Here is a 21,003-nt window from a genome sequence, read left to right as displayed (position 1 = left end):
CGGCGCGCGTTGCCCTACCGTCGCCGCCAGTGCCGACGATCCCGGCAGGCCGGCCGCCCACCCCGCACGCCACGGAGGCCCCGATGAAGGCGATCGTCCGGGACCGCCACGGCTCGTCCGACCAGTTGCGGCTGGAAGAGGTGGACAAACCGGCGCCGGCCGACGACGAGGTGCTCGTGCGGGTGCACGCGGCGTCGGTCGACGCGGCCGACTGGCACGTCATGCGCGGCGACCCGAGGGTGGCGCGCCTGGTGATGCCGGCGGCCTTCGGCCGGTCCGGCCCGAAGCGGCGGATCCGCGGCCGTGACTTCGCCGGCCGGGTGGAGGCGGTGGGTCGGCGCGTGGGCGGGTTCCAGCCCGGTGACGAGGTGTTCGGCGCCGAGGTGACCGCGGTGTGCAGCAGGAGGAACGTCGACCTGCTCCGCTCCCTCGGCGCGGACCACGTCGTGGACTACGCCGAGGAGGACTTCGCCGCCACGGGGCAGCGCCACGACGTCGTCTTCGACCTCGTGGCGAACCGCTCGCCGGCCGACCTCCGCCGGGCCCTGACGCCCGACGGGACCCTGGTGCTCAGCGGTGGTGGCGTCTCGGACGGCGGCAGCCTCGTCGGGCCGATGGGCCAGAGCGTCAGGGCCGCGCTGACGTCGCGCTTCGTCCGCCAGCGCTTCCTCGCGCTGAGCACGAAGACCAGCCGGACCTACCCGTTGGCCGAGGCGCCGGCCGCCGGCCGGTACCTCGAACTGGAGCACGCCCGGGCCGAGGTCGTCACCACCGTCGTCCCACCGGACTGACCCCGCCGACCCCGCCGACCCCGCCGACCCTGTCGGGGCACGACGTCGGCATTCACTCTTTCGAGTTGTCGAGGGGGTATTCCTTGTGATCACGGCAAGGCGCGGCGCAGCCTGAACCGGCGGGGAGACCGGGCAGCTCGCGAGGCGGCCACGTCCGGCTGAGGAGTGCGATGCCGCGGTTCAGACAGCGTCGGCGGGCCACGCAGTGGCGGGGAGGCGTCGAAGCCCTCGACGTCAGGGCGCGCACCGCGCTGCGGCCCGCCACCCTCTACCGGTTCGTCGACGTCGGGGACGGCGGCGGGCCGAGGGAGATGTCCACGTCGGAGCGTGACGCGCTCGGCGACCCGATGGCGACGACCTTCTTCCACCGAGAGCGGTTCCCGGTGACCGTCGCGGAGGTCATGGCCGGGCTCGACCAGGCCGGTGTCGTGCCGGAGACGAGGTCGTACCTGGTCAGCGAGGCCGGGCAGCTCGACGCCGCGCCGGGGCTGGTGAAGGACTTCCGCTTCGCCGTCGTGCGCGGGCGCGGCCCGGACGCGGACCTGATGATCAGCACGAGCGCCACGGACTCCACCGTGGCCGCGTTCCTCCAGGTGGCGGCGTGGGACCACCGGGCACGCCGGTTCAACTTCTACATGCGGGTCGACGAGGCCTGGGTGTGGTCCGGCGACTCCTACACCGCGCTGCGGCCCGAGTCGCGCGGGCGGGCGTGCTTCGACAGCCACGTCAACGGCAGCGTGGTGATGAAGGAGCTGAAGCAGCCGTGGCTGCACTGGCATTCCATGAGCGCCGCGATCCACCTCGCGGCCGACGACCCGGTCCGGACGAGCCCGCTGTTCGCGTTCCTCACCAACGCGGAGGTCCTGGAGCCGACGATCCGGGCCTGCGTCGACCGGTGGACCACCGCCCGGCTCGACGAGGCCACCGCGTCGGGCACGATCGAGCACCCGGACTGGTTGCTGCGCCAGCTCTTCACCACCACCACGGTCAACCTCGCGAGCAGCACCACCGAGTACAGCAGCCTCGACGACCGGCCGACCTTCGAGCCGCCGCTGGGTTTCTGGCTGCACAACGAGGCCCTGCTGGACGTCCTCGGCATCCCGGCCGACTTCGGCATACCGGCCATGTCGGCGCCGCTCTACCTGGACCGCCTCGCGCACTACGGCCACCGGCTGACCGACGGGGACTTCTCGCGGCCGGGTGACACGTTCTTCGCGTTCGCGGTGCCCGAGCCCGCGTTCGAGGACCTGCACGTGGTCGACCGGATGATCCAGACCGGCGTCCTGGACGCCCGGTTCGTCGCGTGCGCGCTGATGGTCGACTTCCAGAACCCGGTCTTCAGCGGGCGACGGGCGCGGCTGCTCGCGCACTGCCCGACCACGCCGGTGGCGGTGGGCGCCGGGTTGGCCGACCGGCTGGCGGCGGCGATCGTGGCGGCGGCGGGCGACGAGACCTCGCCCGAAGCCGAGTTCGCGGCGAACTGGGCGACGCCGGACTGGCCGGACCGCTTCGCCGAGCGGATCGGCGACTACCTGACGGCCGTCACCGCCCGCCTGGGCACCCCGGAGGGAACCGACGACTACGTCCGCCTGGCCGAGTCCCGCTGCCGGGAGTTCCGGCGCTCGAAGCTCGCGGAGTTCACCCTCACCGTGCCGCGGACCGCCATCCCGGACGACGCACCGCTGCTCGACATGGCGCCGGACGGCTCGGTCCGGCCGAAGACGTGACGCCACCGCGAAGGAGCCGACCATGCCACCGCTGCGCGCTTTCGACCCGCCCGGCAACCTGACCGACCTCGACGCGGAGGGCCGAGCGGCCTGGCACGCGTTCATCTCCGACACGACCGACCGGTCGATCGAGGGCAACACCGACCGCACGAACGACAGCCCCCGGGCCCAGTACTACAACCTCGCCAAGACGGCGACCGCCGACGACGCGGTGTTCCAGGACGTCACCTGGACCGCGTTCCCCCGCCAGGTGAAGGTGCGCGCCACCTCCGACCGGCAGCGCTGGACGGCCGCCGACCGGTCCCGCGACGTCCAGGACGAGTACTGCGAGTGGAGCGTCGTCCGCGACGGCGACGGCAAGATCACCAGGGTCACCTTCACCTGCGAGGGGCCGGAGTACTGGGAGGTGCTCGCCCGGACCGGCCCCGAGACCGTGCTGGCGCTGTACCGGGAGCACGTCGACGAGCGGGTGCGGGAGGCGGACCTCTTCGACGGCTCCGGCGCCTACATCAGGCGCAACCGGTGGAACGACGACACCGTCAACGGGGCCATGCACCTGGTCCAGGCCTCGAACACGCTGGGCGCCGAGATCGAGCTGTGCGCCGCCGCCAGCATCGTGCGCCGCGTCGACGGGAAGCTGCTCACCGACGAGCAGGAGCTGATCGCCTGCGGCGAGTACGGCGCGCCGCAGCGCAACAGCGACCCGCACATCGGCGGGGTGGTGAACTCCGTGGCGCGCCTCAAGGCGGACCTCGCGCTGAAGAACCCCGTCGGGCTGTACTTCGACGACCTGTCCGTGGCCGGCTGGGCGACCCCGGACGGCGCCGACCCGAAGAGCTTCTGGACCTGCGTCCGGGGCGACGCCGAGCACCCGGTCCGGGCGGTGTTCGAGGTACCCGCCGACGCCGGCTACGCGGTGGGCGACATCCGGATCCTCGGCCGGCCCGTCCTGTTCGGCGCGCAGATCGCGGACTTCGTCTCGATCAAGGCGACGGCGGTGGGGTGCCGGATCGGCCAGAGCACCGTCGAGCCGCTCACCGGCTGCGTGGCGCCGCTCGAGAACACCCGGCAGGCCGTCGGCGTCCTCGGCGGGCAGACGTCGTTCGCCGTGTCGCGGCTGCTCTGACCGCCGGGGTGGCGCTCCCTCTCCGACCACTGCCGCACCCATGACATTCGGCAGATTCTTGACGGCCGACAGCTTTGAGCCTAACTTCAGGGGGGTCGGCTCGGAGCGGGGAGGGTGCGAAGCCATGACGTTCGCGCGTGACCAGTGGTACGTGGCGGCTTACGGCCACGAGATCGGCCGCGACCTGTTCGCCCGGACGATCCTGGGCGAGCCGCTGGTGTTCTACCGCAGCGAGGCGGGCGAGGTCGTGGCGCTGGCCGACCGGTGCGTGCACCGGCGCTACCCGCTGTCGGAGAGCAGGCTGGAGGGCGACACGATCGTCTGCGGCTACCACGGCTTCACCTACGACCGGGCCGGCGCCTGCGTGTCCGTGCCGGGGCAGGCCCGGGTGCCGCGCACCGCCCGGGTGGCGTCCTACCCGGTGGTGGAGCAGGACTCGTTCGTCTGGGTGTGGATCGGCGAGCGCGACCGGGCCGACCGGACGCCGATCCCCCGCGCCCCCTGGCTCGTCGACCCCGGCTACGCGACGGTGTGCGGGATGGAGCCCTTGGCGGCGCGGTACGAGCTGCTGGTGGACAACCTGATGGACCTGTCGCACGAGACGTACCTGCACGGCGGGTACATCGGCACGCCCGAGGTGGCCGACACGCCGACCACCACCGAGGTGGACGAGGACGGCGGGATCATCTACGTCAGCCGGCACATGGCCGACGCCGCGTGCCCGCCGTTCTACGCGAAGTCCACCGGGATCGAAGGCCGGATCACCCGCTGGCAGGACATCGAGTACCACCCGCCGTGCCTGTACCTGCTGCACAGCCGGGTCGCGCCGGTCGGCGTGCTGCCCGAGGCCGACGGCTCGGACCCGCACGCCTTCCACGTCGAGGTCGTCTACGCCATCACCCCGGAGACCGAGCACAGCACGCACGACTTCTGGGCCGTGGCCAGGGACTTCGCGGTGGACGACCAGGAGGTGTCGGACTTCCTGCGGGAGAGCAACCGCACGGTGGTGCTCCAGGACGTCACCGCGCTGGACCTCCTGGAGCGAGTGGTCCAGGCCGAGCCCGCGGGCTACCAGGAGCTGTCCGTCAACATCGACACCGGCGGGCTGGCGGCGCGGCGCATCCTCAAGCGCATGGCGGCCGGCGACCGCGCGACGGCGGCCGGGGTGGGAACGACGGCGGCCGGGGCATGAGCGACCGGGTCGCCATGTTGCGCGGTGACACCGTCTACCGCGTCCACTGGATGCCGGGCTCCGACGTGCTGGTCGGCGTGTGCCACTGCGGAGCCGAGCGGCACTCCGAAGACCCCGTGCGGCTGTGGGACTGGTTGCTGGCCCACCCGGTGGGCCACGAACCGCCGGCCGCCGGGTCGTCGCCGGAGGTCGACCGGGACCCGGTCGGCGCCCGTGGCTGAGCGATGACCGGGCCGGAGCTCGACGTGCTGGTGGAGCGCAAGGAGGTCGTCGCCGACGGCGTCGTGCGGTTGACCCTGCGCCACGGCCGGGGCGAACCGCTGCCCGCCTGGACACCGGGCGCGCACGTGGACCTCGTGCTCGCGCCGGACCTCGTCCGCCAGTACTCGCTGTGCGGCGACCCGGCCGACCGCTCGACGTTGCAGGTGGCGGTGCTGCACGAGCCCGCCGGCCGCGGCGGATCGCGGCACGTGCACTCGGTGCTCGCCGAGGGCGCGACGGTCCGCCTTCGCGGGCCGCGCAACCACTTCCCGCTGGTGGCGGCGGAACGCTACCTGTTCGTCGCGGGCGGCATCGGCATCACGCCGATCGTGCCCATGCTCGCGGCGGCCACCGCTCGTGGCGCGTCCTGGCGGTTGCTGTACGGAGGGCGGACGCGGTCGTCCATGGCGTTCGCCGGGGAGCTGCGCGACCTCTACGGCGACCGGGTGGACGTGCGGCCCCAGGATGAGACCGGGTTGCTGGACCTGGACCCGTTCCTGGTGGGGGACGCCGAGGTCTACTGCTGCGGACCGGAACCGCTGCTCGCCGCCGTGGAGCAGCGCTCGCCCGTCAGGCCGCACGTCGAGCGCTTCACGCCCAAGGCCGTCGACGGCGGGCGCGCGTCGTTCGAGGTCGACCTGGCGAGGTCGGGCCGGACGCTGGTCGTGCCGGCGGGCGAGTCGGTGCTGGACGTGGTGGAGCGGGCCGGGATCGCGGTGTTGTCCTCGTGCCGGGAGGGGACCTGCGGCACGTGCGAGACGGGCGTGCTCGAAGGAGTTCCGGACCACCGGGACTCCGTGCTGGACGCCGGGGAACAAGCCGCCTGCGACGTGATGATGATCTGCGTGTCACGGTCGCGCGGCCCGCGCCTGGTCCTCGACCTGTGACCCCATCGCGGCGATCAGCCCGAATGTGACCGGACCTCCCGTTTCACCTGGTGGGCGCTGTTGCGCGGGTCCGCACGCGTCGGTTGACTCGCACCCGTGCAGCAGCAGGAACTCGAGGCCTTCTGGCCGAGTAGGCGTGGACGCCTGTTCGACGAGGGCTGTCCGTAGGCCGTGCCCGGCGAGCACCACCGGCCACGGCCTCCCGCGCGTCGACCGCTCCGGTTGCCCGCGGAGCGGACCCACTCCAGACAGGATGCGCAGCCATGTCCGTCACGGACGAACTCCTGGCCAACAACGCCGCTTACGTCGAGCAGTTCAGCGGCCCGCTCCCCCTCCCGCCCGCCAAGCACGTCGCCGTCCTGGCGTGCATGGACGCGCGGATCGACGTCTACCGGGTGCTCGGCCTCGACGAGGGCGAGGCGCACGTGATCCGCAACGCGGGTGGCGTCGTCACCGAGGACGAGATCCGCTCGCTCGCCATCAGCCAGCGGCTGCTCGGCACGGTCGAGATCATCCTGATCCACCACACCGACTGCGGGATGCTGACGTTCACCGACGACGAGTTCAAGAAGGCCATCCAGGACGAGGTCGGGGTGAAGCCGTCCTGGGCCGCCGAGTCGTTCACCGACCTCGACACCGACGTGCGCCAGTCCGTCGAGCGGATCAGGAACAGCCCGTACATCCCGGTGAAGGACTCGATCCGCGGGTTCGTGTTCGACGTCGCGACCGGGAAGCTCGACGAGGTCCTCTAGGCGACGGTGAACGTGAGCGCGGCGGTGTGCAGCTGCCCGCCGTGCCGGAACTCCAGGAACAGCCGGTGGTCGCCGGCCTCGCCGAACCACACGTCGAACGTCAGGGTTCCGCGCAGGACCGGGATGCCCACCATCTCCACCGGGTGCAGGTGGGTGGTGGACAGCTGCTCGGTGTGGAACGCCGTGATGTGCCCGTAGGCGCCGAGATGCGGTTCCAGCGACTCCACCGGGGCGCCGCCCGGCTCGCTGACCGCCAGCCGGATCTTCGCCGGGGCGCCGCGCGGCAGGGTGAGACCGCCCTGCACCACGACCCGGTAGCCGGAGTCGGTGGTGGTCTCCGTGCTCGGCGAGGGCAGCGCCGCCTTCGTCGCGTCACCGGGGATCTCGAACGGCACGCCGAGCACGACCGGCTCGGGGTGGCGGGCCGTGCTGGGCGGGATGAACTCGGCGTACATGCGGAAGTGGCCGTCGCCGGGCAGTGAGACCGCCGTGCGCCAGGTGTCGCCGTCCGGCTCGGGGTGCACGTGCCGGTACACGCTGAGGTCGTCCCGAACGACGAAGAAGTGCAGCTGCTTGGTCATGTTGAGCTGGAACCCGGTGGCGGGCCGCTGGTCGGGGCCGATGATCCGGAACGCGACCGGCAGGTCCTCGCCGTGCCGGTCGGGCACCTCGACCGGCACGAGCCGGTACCCCTCGGAGGAGTCCGACCGCCCTGCACCCGCCGCCGCGCTCGCCGCGGTAGCCGCCGGGTGGCCTTGGTGCGCCGGCAGGGCATCCTGCTGGAACACGATGATCGCCGTCACCACGAGGATCGCCACGGCCCCTCCGGCGATGGCCAGGTCGGCGATGCGTGATCTGCGCACGGTCGGTCCTCTCGACTCGGCGGACGCACCCGCGGCGGGACAGCGGAAGGCTGGACAACCTTACGGCTGGGCCGAAGCGGAGCGGACGTCGGCGCGGGACCGAAAAGTGGCGAGTTCCTGCCACACAAGACCCCGGTCACGACTTCCGCTCCTCCGGGCAACGCCCTGACCGGGGCACGGTGGCGCGCGGGCCGCGGCGCCCGAACAAGGGTGCTGTCGCTTCCACCGACATGTGATTACCGTTCATCGTGTTACGAGTCAGATCATCGTGTCGTCAGCCGGAAGGTGGTCGCACGTGACGCTCCGCAGCGCCCAGTGGTACGCGGGAGATCACCGCAACGCCTACATCCACCGCGCCTGGATGCGGCGGGGCGGGCCCGCGGACGCGTTCGACCGCCCCCAGATCGCCATCGCCAACACCGCCTCCGACCTCACGCCGTGCAACGCGCACCTCACCGAGGTCGCGCAGTCGGTGAAGAACGGCATCTACGAGGCCGGCGGCATCCCCCTGGAGCTGCCCGTGGTGTCGCTGGGCGAGACGCAGGTCCGCCCCACCGCGATGCTGTGGCGCAACATGGCCGCGATGGCCACCGAGGAGGTGCTGCGCGCCAACCCCGTCGACGGCGTCGTGCTGCTCGGCGGCTGCGACAAGACCATCCCGTCCCTGCTCATGGCCGCCGCGTCGGTCGACCTGCCCGCCGTGGTGGTGCCCGGCGGCCCGATGCTCACCGGCACCTTCCGCGGCGTGCCCCTCGGGTGCGGCACCGACGTGTGGCGGCTGTCGGAGGAAGTCCGGGCAGGCTCGCTGTCCAACGAGCAGTTCATCCGGTCGGAGTCGGCGATGATCCGCAGCCGGGGCCACTGCAACACCATGGGCACCGCCTCCACCATGGCGCTGGTCGCCGAAGCCCTGGGCACCGTGGTCCCCGGCGTCGCGGGCACCCCCGCCCCGGACAGCCGCCTGCTCGAGGCCGCCCACCGCACCGGCGGGCTGGCCGTGGAGCTGGTCACCGCCGACCGCCGCCCCGGCACGTTCCTCACCAAGGCGTCGTTCCACAACGCCATCGTCACCCTCGCCGCCATCGGCGGCTCCACCAACGCGGTGGTCCACCTGCTGGCCATCGCCGGCCGCCTCGGCGTCGACCTGACGCTGGACGACTTCGACCGCATCGGCTCGGGAGTGCCCGTGCTGGTCGACCTCCAGCCCGCCGGCCGGTTCCTCATGGACGACTTCCACCGCGCCGGCGGCCTGCTCGCCGTGTTGCGCGAGGTCCGCGACCTGCTCGACCCCGACGCGCGGACCGTGACGGGCAGGCCGCTCGTGGACTACCTGGACGACGCGCCGATCTGGGACCCGGAAGTCATCCGCTCCCGCACGTCGCCGCTGCTCGACCACGGGGGCATCGCCGTGCTGCGCGGCAACCTCGCCCCACGAGGAGCGCTGATCAAACCCGCCGCCGCCTCTCCCCACCTGCTCAAGCACCGCGGCCGGGCCGTCGTCTTCGACTCCGTCGAGGACTTCCACGCCCGCGTCGACGACCCGGACCTGGACGTCGACGCCGACTCCGTCCTCGTGCTGCGCGGCTGCGGCCCCAAGGGCTACCCCGGCATGCCCGAGGTCGCCAACATGCCGCTGCCCAAGAAGCTGCTCGAACGAGGTGTGCGCGACATGGTCCGCGTCTGCGACGGCCGCATGTCCGGCACCGCCTACGGCACCGTCGTCCTGCACGTCGCACCCGAGGCCGCCGCCGGCGGGCCACTCGCCCTCGTCCGCACCGGCGACGTGATCAACCTCGACGTCGAGGCGCGCCGCATCGACGTCGAGGTGCCCGACGAGGAGTGGGCCGCCCGCACCCCGAACGACGCCACGACCTCCGGGTACGCCAATCCCCGTCGGGGCTGGGAACGCCTCTACGTCGACCACGTGCTCCAGGCCGACACCGGCGCCGACCTCGACTTCCTCCTCGGCTCCAGCGGATCGCAGGTCAGCCGTGACTCGCACTGACCTGCCCTCCGCCGATCAGCGCGGTCGACGTCACGAGTCGAGGTAGGTGCCCCAGGTGACCGCTCGGTCGGGGGCCAGGAACGAGACGGTCGCCCTGGCGTACGCGGTCGGCAGGAAGGGGTCGTCCGGGTCCAGGGAGCTGACCATCAGGTAGTAGCCGTCCTGCGGGTAGAGGCAGTTCCCCCAGAAGTAGTCTTCCGCGATCAGGTCGATGCTCGTGATGTCCATTTCCACCCCACCGGCGAAAGCTCCCCACGTGTAGGTGCCGGCGGCGATGGCGATGGACCGCGCGGGCATGCACAACACCGCCATCGAGGGGTTCGGGTTCCAGGCGAGCGTGTGGGTGGCGTAGTGGGTCGCGCGCCCCTGCGCTTGGGCCGTCCCCGGTGCCGCCGCGGCGATCACCATTGCGACCAGCACCGCTGCCGACACGCTTCGCAGCCGACTGCGCACCATGCCTCCTCCTCCGGGCCCCGTCGACAAACCCTGGCATCACCCCGGAGCTGCTGACAATCCGGCGTCCGGGCGGCCTGTTCGCCTCTCGGATCCGGCACCCGCGGGGCCGGTGGGAGGTGACCGGTGCGGGTTCAGGCGACCGGGTGGAAGGTGACGGTGAAGCCGGTGCACTGGCGGCACTGGCGGACGACCTGGTTGCCCGGCTCGGTGTCGTGGCGGGACCAGGCGTAGGCCTTCGGGCAGCGGGACGACAGGGCGTCGCTGTAGGCGGTGCGGGCGTCGCGGTCCGGGTTGGTGCACAGCATCGGCCTGCCGTCGGCCCATCGGGTCGGGTTCTCCGGCGGGCAGTGCGGCAGCAGGTCCTCCGGGCAGCCGACCGCGGTGCACTCGGCGGAGCCCGGCGGGGTGACGCCGTCGCGGGCCTCGATGGTGATCGGCAGCGAGAACGCGTTGACGTAGCTGACGTCGTACCAGGGCGCGAGCCAGTCGCCGCGGTCGAAGTCGAGCTCCGCCAGGCCGACCGGTCGCTCACCGGTGGTGCAGCGGTCCGCGAGCGGGCCGCAGTCACCGACCTGGCAGTGGAACGTGCCGCCTGGCGTGCCGGTGCAGTCCTGGCGGGCGAAGAACGTGCCGCGCCAGTGGTTCGGCGAACCCGACTCCGGGATGGTGACCGTCGCCGACTGGCCGTGCCGCAACGTCGGCGAACCGGTCAGGGCGCGGGAGCCGTCGGCGTTCACCGTGCTGCCGACCCAGATGGTGCGTCCGGACTCAGGTGACGGACCGGTAGGCCACGCCGGTCGCGTTCGGCGTGGTCCCGTCGTACAGACCGGTGGGCGTGGTGCGGGTCGACAGCGAGAACCACGCGAACCGCTCCACGAACGACAAGCCGTTGAGCATCGCGCCGGAGCGCCGCGCGAAGTCGGACTGCCGGGCCTGGTCCGGGTACCGGGGCTGCGGGCCGGTGAAGTCGATCAGGCCGTACTCGGTGACCCAGATCGGCTTGCGGTAGCGGTCGTGCACCGCTTGCACGTAGCTCTGCAGGTGCCCGGTGGCCGCGGTCGAGAAGTCGCTGCCGTACCAGTGCAGCGGGATGAAGTCGACCCGGTACCCGCGGGCGGCGGCGCCGCTCATGAACCGGTCCAGCCAGCCGCCCGCCCGGTCGCCGCCGAACGCGACGGCGGGCGCGCCGAGCCGCATCCCGGTGGCCTGCAACCGCGGCCACAGCGACAGCGCCTGCTCGACCGTCAGGTTCGCCTGCCCGGCCATGTCCGGCTCGTTGAACCCCAGCAGGGTCGAGCCGAGTGACCTGGCACGGTTGAGGTCGGTGTCGTTCACCGCGCCCGCGCCCCAGATCATCGGCACGAACTCGATCCCGGCGGGGGTGGTGACGCCCCGGGTGTCGGACGCCCACGTGTAGTACCAACCGGCCCGCACGTCGGCGAGAGCGGCGGTCACGCCCGGGTGGTTGTTGACGCTCACGCCCTTCTTGCTCGCGACCGCCGCGGCCGGGGAGGTGAGCAGCCCGACGGCGGTGAGCACCGCCAGGGCGAGGGCGAGCCGTCGTCGCATGCACCTGCCTCCTGCGTGGTCCCGGCCGCGACCGCGAACGTGAGAGCGCTTCCACCCAGCCTGGGGGTGGTGCGGACCGCCGTCAATCGACCGGCCGGGCTACCGACGGCCCGAGACACCCCGCCCGGCCGAGGAAGCCCGCCGGGACGCGGTCGCCCGCCTCCGGCTCAGCCCTCCTGTCGGCGGGCCGGGACGCGAGGGCTGCCCGTGGACGCGGATCGCGCACCGATCAGCCCTCCGCGCCGCGCCCGCCCGCATGGGTGGAACGACCTCTGCCCGGGTGCGGCACCCGGCGCTCGTGGCAGCCAGGCGCCGCACCCGGGCGGCACGGGTCGGTGCGGGCGATTCGCCCGTTACCTCACACCCGTGGACGTGTGCGGTTCATAAGCCTTGTGGAGCGTGGACAGGAAGGTCTCCACCGGCTGGGCGCCGGAGACCGCGTACCGACCGTCGAAGACGACGAACGGCACACCGGTCGCACCGATCCGCGAGGCCTCGGCCTCGTCCCGCCTGACGTCCTCCGCGTGGGCGTCGCTGGTCGCCACCCGCTGGGCGTCGGCTTCCGGCACGCCGACCTCCACCGCGATGCGGGTCAGCACTTCGGGGTCGTTGATCGCCTCCCCGGTGACCAGCCGAGCGCTGAACAGCCGCTCGTGCATCTCGTCCCCGATCCCGTGCGCCATGGCCAGGTGGGCGAACCGGTGCGCGTCGAACGTGTTGACCGAGAGCGTGTTGTCGTAGTCGAAGGCCAACCCGTCACCGGCCGCGACCTTGGTGACGTTGCGGGTCAACGCCTTGGCCCGCTCGACGGTCCCGGTGAGCTTCTCGGCCAGGTACTCGTGGTCGGGCTGGCGGGTGCCCTTCGGGATGCGGGCGTTGAGCTCGAAGCTGCGCCACACGACCTCGACGTCGTCAGCGTGCTCGAACCGTGCCAACGCCCCTTCCAGCCTCCGCTTGCCGATGTAGCACCACGGGCAGGCGAAGTCGGACCAGACGTCGAGGCGCAGGGACTGGTTGCCGCTCACAGGCACCCCCCGCCCACCGAGCAGCACGAGCCGGACTCGCTGCCCAGCATCACCAGGCGATGGGGCTGCGCGTGCTCGGCGGACGCCTCGGCCGTTGTGCCGACCGGCGGTGGTTCCGCACCCGCGTCGTAGTCTGCTGTGGTTTCCACTCCAGTTGGCGCGGTCATCGACCCTCTCCTAGTTACTTCTTGTTAGCGACCCCATCTTGCGACACGATCGACATGACGGACAGGAGGCACATTGATGTCAGTAGGGCACACCGCTGTTCGCGGGCCGGTTTGCGTCAAGGACCAGGAGTGCCCCGTCCGAGAGGTGCTCGACCGCGTCGGCGACAAGTGGAGCGTGCTGGTCGTCATGCTGCTGAGCGAACGGCCGCACCGCTTCAGCGAGCTCAACCGGGCCATCGACACCATCAGCCAGCGGATGCTGACCTTCACCCTGCGCGCACTGGTGCGCGACGGGCTGGTCAGCCGCACGGCCTACCCGACGGTCCCGCAGAAGGTGGAGTACGCGCTCACCGACCTGGGCCGGACGCTGCTCGGCCCCATCCGCGTGCTGGACGAGTGGGCGGGCGAGCACCTCGACGCCATCCGAGCCTCCCGCAGGCGCCACGACCAGGCGGTGATCGACGAACTGGACGACCTGCCGGGCCAGGCGGTCGGGCCGGTGTCGGAGCTGCCGGCTCGCTGAAGCGAGGGTCCGGTCGATCCGCGACCGGGCCGGAAGCGGCACGAGCGGCGGCCTGTCGCAGCTCTCACCGGGCGAGGCCCGGCAACTCCCCTGAGTGCCAGGGGCTCAACGAAGATCCACATCACCGGCGCGGACGTCACCCCCGCCCGCCGGTCCACAGTCGACGGTCACCGGCACCGCACGCCTCGACGTGCCCACCGACCCGGCGGGGCGAGCTCCGCCGGGTCGCCGCGTTCCAGGACCCCCGTCGGAGCGCCTCCCGACACCGGAACGCACCGGTTCCGCCGTCCCCCCGGCAGGCGTGACCTCCCGGTCCGGCGAGCCAGTGGCCCACGTCCGTCGCACTTGGCGTTCCCACAGGTCAGAACCGGTTGACCGCGCTCGCGCGGCGCGCTGGGATGCACCGTTGAGGTACGTCAAATCTCGTACTTTGACAACTCTCGTATGATGAGAGCTGTCGTATTAACGGCGACGGACACGCCGACGATCGGAGCCCACTCCTCAGCGCCATCGACGCAGTGCCCTGCCCGGGCGTCGTACGGGAAAGGTCGGTGCTCGTGAGCGCCTGGAACGGGACGTGGTGGTCGTAGCGCCGTTCCACCAGCCGGCACCAGCACCAGCACCAGCGTTTCGGAAGCCTCACGGAAAGCCAGACCTCAGGAGGGGTCTCATGACGACAGCAGCTGCACCGGCCAAGAAGGCCGGCTTCGCGATGTTCCTGCTCGCGTTCTCCCAGTTCATCATCACCGTCGACTACAACATCGTGTACGTCGCGTTGCCGGACATCGGTACGGCTCTCGGCTTCTCCGAGCAGTACTTGCAGTGGGTCGTCTCGGCGTACGCGGTGTCGTTCGGCGGTCTGCTCCTGTTCGGCGGTCGCGCGGTCGACCGCATCGGTGCCCGGCGGCTGCTGATGATCGGCCTGTCCCTGTACGCCATCGCCTCGGTGCTGGGCGGTTTCGCGCCCAACCAGGCGCTGCTGATCGCGGCCCGCCTGATCCAGGGCATCGGCGGCGCGTTGCTCTTCCCCGCGGTCCTGGCCCTGATCGCCACCTCCTTCAAGGAGGGCGCCGAGCGCAACAAGGCGTTCGCGATGTGGGGCATGACCGGTTCGCTCGGCCTCGCGGCGGGCGCGCTGCTCGGCGGTGTGCTGACCGACTTGGCCTCCTGGCGCTGGGTCTTCCTCATCAACGTCCCGCTGGCGCTGATCATCCTGATCCCCGCCCCGAAGGTCCTGCGCCCGGACGGCCCGGCGTCGGGTCACAGCTTCGACATCCCGGGCGCGCTGCTCGCCACGGTCGGTGTCACCGCCCTGGTCACCGCCCTGGTCACCGGTCCGGACCTGGGTTGGGGCACGACCATCCCGCTGGCCGCGCTGATCATCGCGGTCGTCCTGCTGGCGGCGTTCTTCCTCACCGAGGCCAAGAGCCGCGACCCGCTGATGCCGCTGCGCCTGTTCAAGAACCGGCCGCTGGTGATCTCGATGTCCGTGCTGCTGGTGTTCCAGACCGCCCTGGCGGGCGGCTACTACGTGTTCACCACGTACCTCCAGCCGGTCCTGGGCTACTCGGCGATGCAGGCGGGCCTCGCCTTCCTGCCGCTGACGCTGCTGTCGATGATCGGTTCGGGCAAGCTGGCCCCGACGTTCATGGGCAAGTACGGCATGCGCGTCACGCTGTTCACCGGTATGATCATCAACGGTCTGGGCATCGGCCTCACGGCCGTGGTGATGAGCGTGGACGGTTCGTTCTACGCGCTGCTGCCGGGTTCCGTGCTGTGGGGCATCGGCGGTGGCCTCGTGTTCGTCTCCGTGTTCGCGTCGGCCGGTTCCGGCGTGGCCCCGGAGGAGCAGGGCGTGGCGGGCGCGATGGCGTCGACGTCGCAGCAGATCGGTGGCGCGGTCGGCTTGGCCGTCCTGGTCGCGATCGCGAACTCCGCGTTCGTCGGCAACTACGCGGACGCCAACAAGGCGGACCTGGTCGTCGGCACCCGGCTGGCGGGCCTCATCGCCGCGGGCCTGCTGATCGTCGGCGGTTTCCTCGCGCTGGCGATCAAGAAGCAGCCGGCGGCCGCCGCGCCCAAGGCGGCCGAGACCGACACCGACGCGGACGCGCAGCCCGCCGTCGGCTGACGCAGCAGACCACCCCATCCGGGGATCTCCACAGGGGAAGCGAGGGCCGCGACGTCCCAGGGTCGCGGTCCTCGCGCTTGTGCTCGTCCGCGGTGACGGCTACCGCGGGACCCTGCCCACGGCGAGCACGGCCCCTTCCGCGATGTAGGCGTCGGGCGCGTTCAACGGGTTGCGCCGGTCCCCGACGTCCAGGAACGGCGTCCAGTGCGGGTCGTCGCCCGCCTGCGCGGCGAGGCTCGCGCAGGACCGCGTGTAGAACTCCCGCTCCGCCGCGGTGAACGGCGCGAAGTGCTCGGAGATGCGCGTCTGTTGCCACACGTCGGAGAACCCCGCCTCCTTCAGGAACAGGTGCAGGTCCCTGGTGCGCAACAGGTTGTGCGCGTATCCCGAGTGGAGCGCGGCGCGGCGGAAGAAGTCGGTCACCAGGAACCGCGGTCCCGGGTGGACCGTGATCGCCGACGCGTCCAGGTCCTTCACCGCCACGAGGCCGCCGGGTTTCACGACCCGGCGCAGCTCCGCCAACGCGGTGCGCAACTGCTCGTCATCCAGGTACTGCACGGTGTTCGCGCACCACGCCGCGTCGAACTCGTCGTCCGGGAACGGGAGCGCCAGCAGGTCGCCCTGCCACGCGTCGGCCAGCGTCGGCCACCGCTCGCGGATCAGCGCCACGTTCTCCGCGGCGAGGTCCAGCGCGGTCAGTCGACCGCCCGGACCGACCAGCCCGGCCAGGTGGGGCAGGAACCGACCACCGCCGCTGCCCGCGTCCAGCACGTGCTGACCGGGTCGGAAACCCGCCGCGCGCACCAGTTCCAGGTAGGTCGGCAGGCACGCGTCGAAGTGCGCGTCGACGATGTCCGCGCGGGTGAACGCCAATCCGGTCGAGGTGGGGAACCCCCACTGGGCGTGATCGGCGGCGGTCATGAGTCCTCCCGTTGGTCCAGCAGCGACGCCAGGGCCTTGTCCACGACCTCGGGGGCTTCCAGCGGCAGCAGGTGGCCCGCGTCCGGCACGACCTCCAGCGCACCGCGCGGCAGGGTCGCGGCCATCGCGCGGGCGTCGTCCAGAGGCACGAGCGCGTCCTCCGCACCCGCGAGCACCACCGCCGGGCCGGTGTACGCGGCGAGCACGTCGAACGAGGCGGTCCGCGCCGCGATGGCCCGTTGCGCCCACGCCACGTCCGCAGGTGCGATGGAGCGCACCATCTCGTCGACGCGCCCTCGCAGGTCCGGTCGGCGGCGCCGGGTGCCGGCGCCGAGCAACAGCGGCGCGGTCGCGTCGACGAGCGCGGGCCCGAGCGCCGGATCGGTGACGCGCTCGGCGAACCCCAGCCGCCGCGCCCGCTCCTCGTCGGTGTCCGCGGCCGCCCGGGTGCCGATCAGACCCAACCCGCGCACGCGGTCGGGGTGGCGGCGGAGGAACGCCATCGCCGCGTACCCGCCGAACGAGCAACCCACGAGCACCGCGCGATCCTCGCCGCGGTCGTCGAGCAGCCGCGCCAGACCGTCCACGACGGTGTCCAGGGACGGTTCACCCGTGCCCAGCCGGTACAGGTCGGGCGTGAGCACGGGGTGCCCGGTCAACGTCCCGGCCCACATGCGAGCGTCGGCCGCCAGGGCGTGCAGCAGCACGACGGTCACGACACCACCAAGCCTTCGGCCGCCCGGACCAGGCGCCGCACGCGCTGCGGCGCGGTCGGCAGCCACACGAGGTTGATCACGGCCGGCCGCAGGTCGCGCACCGGCACGAGCGTGACGGTCGGCGGTGCGACGTGCGCGATGGACTGCACGGTCAGGTGCACCGCCGCCCCCGAGGCCACGGTCCGCATCAGCGCCGGCACCGCCGTGAACGGGTACCCGCGGGTGATCGGCCGCCCGCCGGGCGTCACCGGCGGCACGAGCTGGTCCCACACCTCGGCGGGCATGAACCCCGGCCGGTCGAAGCACGGGAACGCCGCGACCTCCTCCACCGACACCGACTCGCGCCCCGCCAGCGGGTGGTCGAGCGCGACCACCACCGCCCGCGGGTCCAGCCCGATCGGCTCGCTGTAGACCAGGTCCGGTTCGCGGTGGTCGAACTTGGACACCATCACGTCCACCCGCCCGCGCCGCAACGGCGTGAACGGGTCGCCCACGTCGTACTCCACGAACTCGACCCGCCCAGGGTCGTACCCGTCCGCGCGCACGGCGGCGTGCGGCAACTCCAGCGAACCGTGGTAGCCGAACCGCAGGTCAGGCACCACTCACCTCCTCGGTCAACGCCATCAGGGCGTGCAGCCTGCCGGGCGAGGCCGGATCGACGCCCACGCGCAGGGCGTCGAACGGGCCGGTCACCCCGATCAGCCGCGGCACCCGTCGCACCGTCAGCCGGTCCCCGGGTGCGAGCACACCGTCGAACACCGCTTCCACCAGCAGGTGGTTGAGGTGCACCATCGCCCGCGCCACGGGCATCGCGCCCGCCACGTGCAGCACCCGGTGACGTCCGGGCGGTCCCGGCAGGTCGATCACCACGTCGCCGGGGACGTCGAGCTCGCGCTCGCCGACGAACGCCCGCAGGAGCTGCCGCAGCGGCAGGTGGGCGTCGGCGGGCGCGAGGTCGGTCCACGCGAGCCGGCCCGCCACGTGCCTGAACGCGAACCGGCCGGTCAGGCGCGCCGGGTTCCCGGCCAGGAACAGCGTCTTGGTGAACGACCGGCGCCAGGCGTCCACATCGGACAGGGAGGCCGCGAACGCCACCGTGCCGCGCACCCATTCGACGAGGTCGAACCCGCCGACGACCGCGACCACGGCGGTGTCGCTGACGGCGGCGATCTCCGCCTCCACCGCGCTCAGGCCGTCCACGGTGGACAGGTCGCGCCAGGCTGCGAGGTCGGGGCGGGCGCGGGCGATCCGCCGCACCACGTGGTCGTGCAGCAGGGCCTGGGTGACGGTCACGCGAACACCGCCTCCAGCAGTTCCCGAGACGGTGGGGGGCCGTGCCGGCCGAGCAGTCCTGTTGTCAGGCGGTAGGCGTCCACGTGCTCGCGGGTCTCGCCCCTCACGCCGCGCAGACCGGACAACAGGTCCAGGACGCGGTCCCAGCCGACGTCCTCGGCGGTGTCGAGCAGCTTCCGGGCCCGGGTGAGGTTGCGGTCCAGCAGGTCCACGCGGAACGAGTCGTGGTCTCCGGGCCCCAGGACGCCGACGAAGTACAGCCTCATGCCGAGCTTGAGCGCGGCCGGGTCGTGGTGCGGGGCGAACCGCTCCAGCAGGTCACGCGCGCTGGTGCCCTGCCAGCCGCCGTGGCGGGCGGAGGCGATGGTGCCGTCGACCGGGACTCGGCCCAGCGGCACGCGGTGCACCGGCCGGCCGCCGGTCCGCGCCAGGACCCGCTGCAGCAGCAGGTAGTCCGGCTCCAGGCCGCGGTCGTAGAGCAACACGGTCTCGTCGTGCTCGGTGACCAGCGGGAGCAGGTCCCGCAGTGCGCAGGCGAGGTAGTTCGGGCGGCCGTCCGCGGCGACGATCTGCCGCAGCGGGAGGCCGTCACGCGTGGCGTCGACGAACACCGGGCCGCCGTTGGCGCGCAGGTCCAGGCACAGGTCCGCCTCGTGGAGGCGGTCGATCGCCTCGTCCAGGGTCAGCGCGGGCGGTTGGCGCTCGGTCAGGCCGCCCGGGTCGCGCAACCCCAGCCCGCGGTACTGGTCCGCCCGCAGCTCTAGCAGCCGCGTGCTGGCCGGGTGCACCCAGCCGTGGCGTTCGATGGCGTCCAGGTAGGGCACGCAGGCCGAGAACGGCGCGCGTTCGCCGTTCGTCCGGTACCGCACGTACAGCCGGCCGATCTCGTCCTCCGACAGGCACGAGTAGTCCACATCGCCGACCGTGCGGTCCAGGTACTCCCAGAACCCCGCGGTCTGCTCGCACGGATCGAACACGGTGTGGCTGCTGCGGTGCGTGACGTCCGCGAGCGGCTCGGTGGCGCGCTGCACGACGTCCGTCCAGAACAACCCCTTGAGGTGACTCGGGGTCAGCGGTTTGGTCGGTGTGATGGTGACCGGCGCCAGCAACACCCTGCGGCGGCCGGCCGGAGCGCGGTCAGCGGTGGTCCGGGCCACTTCCAGCGTGGTCACGCGTTCCTCACTCCCCTTCGACGGCGGTGCTCCCGCGGCACGGCGGCCCTCGCCGGTCCGGTACCGGGACTCGGACTTCGGCACGCGCCCTCCCTCAAGGCGCGACCAGGGCGACCAGCTCGTCCCGGCTCGGCAGGCCGGGAGTGGACGCGGGTGGTCCTTCGGAGAGCAGGTCGCGCAGCCGCTGACCGAACCGCGGTTCGGTCAACGCCTCCGGCGGTGTCAGGCCCATCAGCACGCGGGTCAGGGTGTGCCACACCCCGACGTCACGACCGGCCACCGCACCGGCCAGCCGCACCGGTGTCGGCGCGCGGTCCACCGGCGCGCCGGCGGCCTCCCACCGGGCGACCCGGTCCGCGCTCTCCAGGCACGCCTGGCGGAACCACCCGCCGTGCAGCTCTTCCGCCAACGCCACCTGCGCGGTCGTCGAGTGCACCACCTCGGGCAGGCGGAAGCCGTGCGCCAACGCCAGGGACACGCCCCGGCCGAGGATCGGGTCCGTCACACAGGCGGCATCACCCACCGGCACCAGCCCGGCCAGCGGCGAACCGCGGCGCGCGAGGGCGTGGAACGCGTTGGGCGGGCACGTCATCGCCCGCACACCGGTCAACGGCTCCGCGTCGTGCATCCACTCGCGGATCCACGGTGTCGCGCGGGCCAGCGCGTCGATCGCCTGCGGTGCCAGCAAGCCGCGCGCGACCTCGTCACCGGGCAGCACGCCGAACGCGACGGAGAACGTCCCGTTGTCGCCCGGGTGGAGGACCCCGGCGTAGTGGTCGGCGAGCACGCCCGCCGCGTTGCCCCGGTTCAGCGGGCCCGGTGGACCCGAACGCCGGTAGTACCGGACGAAGGCGCTGGTCGCGGTCGGCTCGGTGGCGTCGACGGGCAGCTCGTACCCCAGCTCGCGCAGCCACCGGCGACCCAGCGCCCGCCGTCCCGTGGCGTCCACGACGACGTCCGCGGGCACCACCGCCCCCGATTCCAGCCGCACGCCCGCGACCCGCCCGCCGTAGGTCAGCAGGCCGGACACCGTCGTCCCGTAGCGCAGGTCGACGCGTTCGGCGGCGTACCGGTGCAGCACCACGTCGAACGTGGACCGGCGGCACGCCAGCGCCACCAGCTCCGGATCCTCGATCCCCGGCGCCGCGCGCGTGAGGTCCAGCAGCGACGCGCCCGCGTCGAGCAGCGCCCGCAACAGGGCCGGGGCATGGGCGCGCATCGTCGCGACGGCCGCGGAGGTGAGCGTGTGCGCCTGGCGGGTCTGCGGTGACAACGGCCGGTCCCACGCCGTCCCCGCCGCGGCGGGTGGACCGGGCGGCGGGGCCGGGTCGCGATCCAGCACGAGGACGCGGTGCCCGGCCCCCGACAACGCCAGGGCCGACGCCAGGCCCGCCGGTCCGGCGCCCGCGATGACGACGTCCACCGG

At 72.5% G+C, this 21,003-nt stretch carries 21 protein-coding genes; 10 read left to right on the top strand and 11 right to left on the bottom strand.

Going from position 1 to position 21,003, the window contains the following annotated elements; all coding sequences use genetic code 11:
- Positions 1-83: 83 nt before the first annotated feature.
- From IOD16_RS10140 to IOD16_RS10110, 7 genes are all read left to right on the top strand, one after another.
- The gene (locus IOD16_RS10140; protein ID WP_201439816.1) at positions 84-791 is read left to right on the top strand and encodes an NAD(P)-dependent alcohol dehydrogenase; all 708 of its coding nucleotides are present in this window, start codon (positions 84-86) and stop codon (positions 789-791) included.
- A 170-nt stretch (positions 792-961) separates the two neighbouring features.
- Complete coding sequence (locus IOD16_RS10135; RefSeq protein ID WP_201439815.1) at positions 962-2,518, top strand: hypothetical protein; 1,557 nt, start codon at positions 962-964, stop codon at positions 2,516-2,518.
- A gap of 22 nt (positions 2,519-2,540) precedes the next feature.
- Complete coding sequence (locus IOD16_RS10130; RefSeq protein WP_201439814.1) at positions 2,541-3,644, top strand: hypothetical protein; 1,104 nt, start codon at positions 2,541-2,543, stop codon at positions 3,642-3,644.
- A gap of 124 nt (positions 3,645-3,768) precedes the next feature.
- A complete protein-coding gene (locus tag IOD16_RS10125; protein WP_201439813.1) occupies positions 3,769-4,836 on the top strand; it encodes an aromatic ring-hydroxylating dioxygenase subunit alpha in 1,068 nt (355 codons plus the stop codon).
- Positions 4,833-5,057 (top strand): hypothetical protein, encoded by a 225-nt coding sequence (locus IOD16_RS10120; RefSeq protein ID WP_201439812.1) that lies wholly within the window; start codon positions 4,833-4,835, stop codon positions 5,055-5,057. Before IOD16_RS10125 ends, IOD16_RS10120 begins: the two co-directional genes overlap by 4 nt.
- Positions 5,058-5,060: 3 nt before the next feature.
- Complete coding sequence (locus IOD16_RS10115; RefSeq protein ID WP_201439811.1) at positions 5,061-5,984, top strand: PDR/VanB family oxidoreductase; 924 nt, start codon at positions 5,061-5,063, stop codon at positions 5,982-5,984.
- Positions 5,985-6,247: 263 nt separating this feature from the next.
- Positions 6,248-6,736: a beta-class carbonic anhydrase gene (locus IOD16_RS10110; protein ID WP_201439810.1), complete on the top strand. Its 489-nt coding sequence runs from the start codon at positions 6,248-6,250 to the stop codon at positions 6,734-6,736.
- On the opposite strand, the gene IOD16_RS10105 is transcribed toward IOD16_RS10110, so the two are convergent.
- Positions 6,733-7,599 carry a hypothetical protein gene (locus IOD16_RS10105; RefSeq protein WP_201439809.1) on the bottom strand — a complete coding sequence of 289 codons (867 nt, stop codon included), beginning with the start codon at positions 7,597-7,599 and terminating at the stop codon, positions 6,733-6,735. The genes IOD16_RS10110 and IOD16_RS10105 overlap by 4 nt on opposite strands.
- A 295-nt stretch (positions 7,600-7,894) precedes the next feature.
- Here IOD16_RS10105 and IOD16_RS10100 point away from each other — a divergent pair, with 295 nt between their 5' ends.
- A complete protein-coding gene (locus IOD16_RS10100) occupies positions 7,895-9,604 on the top strand; it encodes an IlvD/Edd family dehydratase (protein WP_201439808.1) in 1,710 nt (569 codons plus the stop codon).
- Between the two features lie 30 nt (positions 9,605-9,634).
- On the opposite strand, the gene IOD16_RS10095 is transcribed toward IOD16_RS10100, so the two are convergent.
- The 4 genes from IOD16_RS10095 to IOD16_RS10080 all read right to left on the bottom strand — a co-directional run bounded on the left by IOD16_RS10095 (position 9,635) and on the right by IOD16_RS10080 (position 12,654).
- Positions 9,635-10,060 carry a hypothetical protein gene (locus tag IOD16_RS10095; protein ID WP_201439807.1) on the bottom strand — a complete coding sequence of 142 codons (426 nt, stop codon included), beginning with the start codon at positions 10,058-10,060 and terminating at the stop codon, positions 9,635-9,637.
- Positions 10,061-10,191: 131 nt separating this feature from the next.
- Positions 10,192-10,815 carry a thaumatin family protein gene (locus IOD16_RS10090; RefSeq protein ID WP_201441287.1) on the bottom strand — a complete coding sequence of 208 codons (624 nt, stop codon included), beginning with the start codon at positions 10,813-10,815 and terminating at the stop codon, positions 10,192-10,194.
- A 13-nt stretch (positions 10,816-10,828) separates the two neighbouring features.
- Positions 10,829-11,629, bottom strand: a complete 801-nt coding sequence (locus IOD16_RS10085; RefSeq protein WP_201439806.1) for a glycoside hydrolase family protein — start codon at positions 11,627-11,629, stop codon at positions 10,829-10,831.
- 353 nt (positions 11,630-11,982) lie between these two features.
- A complete protein-coding gene (locus IOD16_RS10080) occupies positions 11,983-12,654 on the bottom strand; it encodes a DsbA family oxidoreductase (RefSeq protein WP_201439805.1) in 672 nt (223 codons plus the stop codon).
- Between the two features lie 312 nt (positions 12,655-12,966).
- Here IOD16_RS10080 and IOD16_RS10075 point away from each other — a divergent pair, with 312 nt between their 5' ends.
- Together IOD16_RS10075 and IOD16_RS10070 are read left to right on the top strand one after the other, a co-directional pair.
- On the top strand, positions 12,967-13,344 hold the full coding sequence (locus IOD16_RS10075; RefSeq protein WP_236594864.1) for a winged helix-turn-helix transcriptional regulator: 378 nt from the start codon (positions 12,967-12,969) through the stop codon (positions 13,342-13,344).
- A 670-nt stretch (positions 13,345-14,014) separates the two neighbouring features.
- Positions 14,015-15,475 carry a DHA2 family efflux MFS transporter permease subunit gene (locus IOD16_RS10070; protein ID WP_123742515.1) on the top strand — a complete coding sequence of 487 codons (1,461 nt, stop codon included), beginning with the start codon at positions 14,015-14,017 and terminating at the stop codon, positions 15,473-15,475.
- 99 nt (positions 15,476-15,574) lie between these two features.
- Here IOD16_RS10070 and IOD16_RS10065 read toward each other — a convergent pair whose 3' ends face one another.
- The 6 genes from IOD16_RS10065 to IOD16_RS10040 all read right to left on the bottom strand — a co-directional run bounded on the left by IOD16_RS10065 (position 15,575) and on the right by IOD16_RS10040 (position 21,000).
- Entirely contained in the window at positions 15,575-16,396 is an 822-nt protein-coding gene (locus IOD16_RS10065) for a class I SAM-dependent methyltransferase (RefSeq protein WP_123742516.1), read from the bottom strand.
- Entirely contained in the window at positions 16,393-17,112 is a 720-nt protein-coding gene (locus IOD16_RS10060) for an alpha/beta fold hydrolase (RefSeq protein ID WP_236594863.1), read from the bottom strand. The genes IOD16_RS10065 and IOD16_RS10060 overlap by 4 nt, the downstream gene beginning before the upstream one ends.
- Positions 17,109-17,711: a LysR substrate-binding domain-containing protein gene (locus IOD16_RS10055; RefSeq protein WP_201439803.1), complete on the bottom strand. Its 603-nt coding sequence runs from the start codon at positions 17,709-17,711 to the stop codon at positions 17,109-17,111. Before IOD16_RS10055 ends, IOD16_RS10060 begins: the two co-directional genes overlap by 4 nt.
- Positions 17,704-18,405, bottom strand: a complete 702-nt coding sequence (locus tag IOD16_RS10050; protein ID WP_201439802.1) for a DUF6182 family protein — start codon at positions 18,403-18,405, stop codon at positions 17,704-17,706. The genes IOD16_RS10055 and IOD16_RS10050 overlap by 8 nt, the downstream gene beginning before the upstream one ends.
- The gene (locus IOD16_RS10045) at positions 18,402-19,577 is read right to left on the bottom strand and encodes a hypothetical protein (RefSeq protein WP_201439801.1); all 1,176 of its coding nucleotides are present in this window, start codon (positions 19,575-19,577) and stop codon (positions 18,402-18,404) included. Before IOD16_RS10045 ends, IOD16_RS10050 begins: the two co-directional genes overlap by 4 nt.
- Before the next feature lie 94 nt (positions 19,578-19,671).
- Entirely contained in the window at positions 19,672-21,000 is a 1,329-nt protein-coding gene (locus tag IOD16_RS10040) for an NAD(P)/FAD-dependent oxidoreductase (RefSeq protein WP_201439800.1), read from the bottom strand.
- Positions 21,001-21,003 lie beyond the last annotated feature (3 nt).

The organism is Saccharothrix sp. 6-C, from assembly GCF_016695385.1.
In the GTDB taxonomy this organism is placed as follows: Bacteria; Actinomycetota; Actinomycetes; order Mycobacteriales; family Pseudonocardiaceae; genus Actinosynnema; species Actinosynnema texasense.
This window is presented reverse-complemented; position numbering and strand designations above follow the sequence as displayed.

Bases quoted from the DNA above. Each gene is read 5' to 3' on its own strand.
- IOD16_RS10140 (WP_201439816.1), top strand. From the start codon at position 84: ATGAAGGCGATCGTCCGGGACCGCCACGGCTCGTCCGACCAGTTGCGG.
- IOD16_RS10085 (WP_201439806.1), bottom strand. From the start codon at position 11,629: ATGCGACGACGGCTCGCCCTCGCCCTGGCGGTGCTCACCGCCGTCGGG.
- IOD16_RS10115 (WP_201439811.1), top strand. From the start codon at position 5,061: ATGACCGGGCCGGAGCTCGACGTGCTGGTGGAGCGCAAGGAGGTCGTC.
- IOD16_RS10095 (WP_201439807.1), bottom strand. From the start codon at position 10,060: ATGGTGCGCAGTCGGCTGCGAAGCGTGTCGGCAGCGGTGCTGGTCGCA.
- IOD16_RS10130 (WP_201439814.1), top strand. From the start codon at position 2,541: ATGCCACCGCTGCGCGCTTTCGACCCGCCCGGCAACCTGACCGACCTC.
- IOD16_RS10070 (WP_123742515.1), top strand. From the start codon at position 14,015: ATGACGACAGCAGCTGCACCGGCCAAGAAGGCCGGCTTCGCGATGTTC.
- IOD16_RS10120 (WP_201439812.1), top strand. From the start codon at position 4,833: ATGAGCGACCGGGTCGCCATGTTGCGCGGTGACACCGTCTACCGCGTC.
- IOD16_RS10125 (WP_201439813.1), top strand. From the start codon at position 3,769: ATGACGTTCGCGCGTGACCAGTGGTACGTGGCGGCTTACGGCCACGAG.
- IOD16_RS10135 (WP_201439815.1), top strand. From the start codon at position 962: ATGCCGCGGTTCAGACAGCGTCGGCGGGCCACGCAGTGGCGGGGAGGC.
- IOD16_RS10065 (WP_123742516.1), bottom strand. From the start codon at position 16,396: ATGACCGCCGCCGATCACGCCCAGTGGGGGTTCCCCACCTCGACCGGA.
- IOD16_RS10110 (WP_201439810.1), top strand. From the start codon at position 6,248: ATGTCCGTCACGGACGAACTCCTGGCCAACAACGCCGCTTACGTCGAG.